This window comes from Streptomyces sp. M-16, from assembly GCF_052114405.1.
Taxonomy (GTDB): Bacteria; Actinomycetota; Actinomycetes; order Streptomycetales; family Streptomycetaceae; genus Streptomyces.
The window spans coordinates 1-4,018 of the sequence record NZ_JBFRER010000247.1; the positions used below are offsets into that span (position 1 = coordinate 1).

The 4,018-nt window shown below is 74.7% G+C and carries 3 protein-coding genes; 1 reads left to right on the forward strand and 2 read right to left on the reverse strand.

What is annotated here, in order from left to right:
- Both AB4039_RS41630 and AB4039_RS41635 read right to left on the reverse strand, forming a co-directional pair.
- A partial coding sequence (locus AB4039_RS41630) for a polyketide synthase (protein ID WP_442273241.1) occupies positions 1-1,657 on the reverse strand: 1,657 nt, incomplete at its 3' end.
- Positions 1,658-1,728: 71 nt separating this feature from the next.
- On the reverse strand, positions 1,729-2,670 hold the full coding sequence (locus AB4039_RS41635) for an NAD-dependent epimerase/dehydratase family protein (protein ID WP_442273239.1): 942 nt from the start codon (positions 2,668-2,670) through the stop codon (positions 1,729-1,731).
- A gap of 140 nt (positions 2,671-2,810) precedes the next feature.
- Between AB4039_RS41635 and AB4039_RS41640 the strand changes: the two genes are divergently transcribed.
- Positions 2,811-4,018: aminopeptidase P family protein (locus AB4039_RS41640; RefSeq protein WP_442273240.1), on the forward strand; the 1,208-nt coding region annotated here is incomplete at its 3' end.

Below are 4,018 nucleotides of genomic sequence, written 5' to 3' on the forward strand. Positions count from 1 at the left end.
GGGCGGGGGCGGACGTCTCAGGGAGCCCGCCGGGCTCCACCGTGCCGACGGCCAGCCCCGGCCCGAGCTCTCCGGTGCGGCCCGCGGCGATGCCCTCGGCGGCGGCGGTCAGCCGGCCCGCGGCCTCGGCGGCGTCCCGCGCCACCACCGCCAGCCGCTCCGCGAAGGGCGTACGGCGCGCCAGGGTGTCCGCGACCCGGGCCGGCGGGAGCCGGTCTTCGGTGAGGACGTCCGCCAGGTCGCGGGCGTAACGGGCCAGCCCCGCCCGGTCACGGGCGCTGAGCACCAGGAGGTGCGGCTCCCCGTCCGGGGCGGGCACGACCGGCTCAGGGGCGGCGCACTCCTCCACCACCAGGTGGACGCCGGTGCCGCCGAAGCCGAAGGCGCTCACCCCGGCCCGGCGCGGCCGCGGCGACCGCGGCCACGGCGTCGCCTCCGTCGGGACGACCAGCCGCGCGGCGTCGAGGGCCGCCGGCTCGGCCGGTTCGAACTCCGGCTGCGGCGGTATCACCCCCCGGTGCACGGCCAGGACGGTCTTGATGAGCCCCGCCATCCCGGCGGCGTTGAGGGAGTGGCCCACCACCGCCTTCACCGCGCCGAGGAAGGCGGGCGCCGCGTCCGCACCGCGCAGTACGCGCAGCACGCCGACCTCGACCGGATCGCCGACCGTCGTCCCCGTGCCGTGCGCCTCCAGGTACCCGACCGAGTCCGGGGCCAGGTCCGCGTCGCGGTAGGCCCGGCGCAGGGCCCGGAGCTGACCGGCCGCCTGGGGGTGCATACCGCCCTGCACGGTCCCGTCGTTGGCCGTGCCCACCCCCCGGATCACCGCGTAGACGCGGTCGCCGGCGGCCAGCGCGTCGGCCAGGGGCCGCAGCACCAGGACCCCGGCGCCCTCGCCGAGGACGAAGCCGTCGGCCCGCGCCCCGAACGGCAGGCACCTGCCGCTGCGCGAGATGGCGCCTATCCGGCTCAGGCCCACCAGCAGGTCGGGGGTGAGGACCAGCTGGGCGCCGCCCGCCAGCGCGATGCGGGTGCGGCCCGCGCGCAGCGCGAACACGGCGTTCGCCACGGCCATCAGGCCACCGGAACACGCCGAGTCCAGCGCGTAGCTCTCCCCGTGCAGGTCGAAGACCGAACTGATGGTGTTCGGACCCATGTTGAGCAGGAGTCCGGCCACCGACGTGCCCTGCAGGTGGTCGACGCCCCGGACCGTCTCCAGCCACCGGGGATCGGCCGGCCGGGCCCCGAACTCGCCTCCGGCCACCTGGCGCATCCGGATCTGCAGGGTGCTGAGCTCGCGGTAGCCGCTCTCGGTGAGCGAGGTGATCACCGAGGTCTCCTCGCGGTCGAAGCCCTCGGTCTCCCACCCCGCGTCCTGGATCGCCTCGCGGGCGAGGTCGATCAACAGCCGGTGCTGGGGGTCCATCGACCGGGCCCGCCGCGGCGGGATGCCGTAGTGCGCCGCGTCGAAGTGGCCCACGTCCGGCAGTAGCGCCATGGTGTCCGTGTACGTCGTCGACGGGTCGCGGAAGTTCTCGCTGAAGAACGCGGAGGCGTGCCACCGGGACTCGGGGATGGCGGAGAACTGGGGCCGCGGGGCCGTCAGCAGACGCCAGTACGCATTCACGTTCGGCGCCCCCGGAAACCGGCAGGCCATGCCCACGATCGCGACGTCGTCGTGCCGCGCCGACGGGGATCCCACCGAGCCGTCCTTCTCCGACACGGGTGTCACCCGGCGGCGGTCAGTCGTTCGCGCCACCACTCGACCGTCGTCTTGACCTGCTCGTCGACGGGCGTGGCCCGCGCCGAGAAGGCGGCCTCCCAGGCGCCGGAGTCGACGACGAAGGGGCGGTCGAACTGGTAGCGGATCTCCTTGAGCTCACGCATCAGCGGGGAGAAGAGCGAGAGCGCGCCCAGGACGGCCGACGGCAGTCCGCGTACGGCGACCGGCCCCGTGCCCGACTCGTCGGCGAGCCGGGCGACCATCTCCCGTACGGACAGCGCCGGCCCGGTCGGGACGTGCCAGGCCCGGCCCCAGGCGCGTTCCTCGTCGGCGGCCTCGACCAGCGCGGCAGCCACGTCGGGGAGGTAGCTCCAGCTGTGCGGGGCGTCGGGGTCGCCGAGGGCGGAGACGGGCCTGCCGCGCAGCACCTGCGGTACGACCCGGCCGGCCAGGTGCCCGCCGTCGGTCACGCCGGGGCCGAAGAAGTCCGAGGCCCGCAGCTCCACGGCCTTCAGGCGGCCCTGCTCGTGCAGGGTCCGGGCCGTCTCCCAGGCGGCGGCCCGCACCCGCCCCTTGGGGCCGGTCGCCGCGAGCGGCAGCTCCTCGGTCAGGGGGCCGTCCACGGGACCGTAGCCGTAGAGGTTGCCGAGCATCACCAGCACGGCCCCGGTCTCCTCGGCCGCCGTGCAGAGGGACGAGGCCATCGCGGGCCATTCGCCCGCCCAACGGTGATAGGGAGGTGCGGCGCATCCGAAGACGGCGGCCGCGCCCCGCGCGGCCTCGGTCAGCCTGGTGCCGTCGGCCGCGTCCAGTGCGACGTGCTCGATGCCCGGTTCCGGAGCACGGCCCGATCTGGTGACGACCCGTACCGAGTGTCCCCGCCCGGCCAGCAGCCGGGCCGTGGCCGCACCGGCGGGCCCGAATCCCACGACGACATAGAAACTCACGTGCGAACCCTAGCGCGCGGAGCCCATGTCACTCCCGGCCCCTCGGGCCGGGGCCGTGCCACGATGGCGGATACCCCTTGCGATCAAGGGAGGGGTTCGGTGGGTTTTGAGGGTGAACGGATTGAATTCAGGAGGCGGTTGTGACCGAGCGTTCGTCCGAAATCCGGCAGTCCGGTGAGGGGGACCCGACGTCCGGGGGAGCGGAGGCCGCGCGGGCCGGGGAGGCGGAGCGGAGCGAGGGCCGCGGCCGTCGGCGGGGGGTGAGCGAGGAGCTGGCCGCGAACATGCGGCAGGGCTGGGCCGACACCGAACGCCACGACATCGAGCCCCTCCCGCAGGCCGCCCACACCGCCCGCCGGCGCGCGGCCCTCTCCGCACGCTTCCCGGGCGAGCGCCTGGTGATACCCGCCGGCAACCTGCTGGTCCGCGCCAACGACACGCACCACCCCTTCCGCGCCTGCTCGGACTACGTGTATCTGACCGGCGACCAGACCGGGGACGCCGTCCTGGTCCTGGAGCCCCGGGAGGACGGCGGCCACCGGTCCACCGCGTACCTGCTGCCCCGCTCCGACCGGGAGGACGGCGAGTTCTGGCTGTCCGCCCGCGGCGAGCTGTGGGACGGACGGCGGGCCGGCCTCACCGAGAACGAGCGGCTCCTCGGCCTGCCCTGCGCGGACGTCCGGAACCTGGCCGCCGCCCTCGCGAAGGCCACCGGCCCGGTCCGCGTCCTGCGCGGCCACGACGCCGGCATCGAGAAGGCCCTGCGGGACAAGGTGACGGCCGAGACCGACGAGGAGTTGCGGGTCTTCCTCTCCGAGATGCGCCGCGTCAAGGACGAGTTCGAGATCGGCGAGCTCCAGAAGGCCGTCGACTCCACCGTCCGCGGCTTCGAGGACGTCGTGAAGGTCCTCGACCAGGCCGAGGCCACCTCGGAGCGCTACATCGAGGGCACCTTCTTCCTGCGCGCCCGCGTCGAGGGCAACGACGTCGGCTACAGCACCATCGCCGCCGCCGGCCCGCACGCCACCACCCTCCACTGGATCCGCAACGACGGCGACGTCCGCTCGGGCGACCTGCTGCTGCTCGACGCCGGCGTGGAGACCCGCACCCTCTACACCGCCGACGTCACGCGCACGCTGCCCGTCAACGGCACGTACACCGACATCCAGCGCAAGATCTACGACGCGGTCCACGAGTCGCAGGAAGCCGGCATCGCCGCCGTGAAGCCGGGCGCGAAGTTCCGCGACTTCCACGACGCCTCCCAGCGCGTGCTCGCCGAGAAGCTCGTCGAGTGGGGCCTGGTCGAGGGCCCCGTCGAGCGCGTCCTGGAGCTGGGCCTGCAGCGCCG